This is a genomic window from Tolypothrix sp. VBCCA 56010, assembly GCF_050875635.1.
Taxonomy (GTDB): Bacteria; Cyanobacteriota; Cyanobacteriia; order Cyanobacteriales; family Nostocaceae; genus Hassallia.
The window spans coordinates 1-210 of sequence record NZ_JBPAOH010000546.1 but is presented as its reverse complement, the minus strand read 5'-3'; the positions used below and the strand labels follow the sequence as shown (position 1 = coordinate 210).

The window sequence follows — 210 nt, the reverse complement described above, 5'->3', positions numbered from 1 at the left end:
GGGATGCTCTTCTCCCAGCAAGCGTTGCGTTAGTTGCAAAGCTTTTTGGTACAGTGGTTCAGCTTCACTGTACCGTCCTTGGGATTGGTAGAGTGCTGCCAGGTTATTGTAACTCATGGCAACATGGGGATGCTCTTCTCCCAGCAAGCGTTGATAAAGTTGCAAAGCTTTTTGGTACAGTGGTTCAGCTTCACTGTACCGTCCTTGGGA

At 49.0% G+C, this 210-nt stretch carries 1 protein-coding gene; it reads right to left on the bottom strand.

What is annotated here, in order from left to right:
* Positions 1 to 210: tetratricopeptide repeat protein (locus AABK37_RS42300; RefSeq protein ID WP_432557319.1), on the bottom strand; the 210-nt coding region annotated here is incomplete at both ends.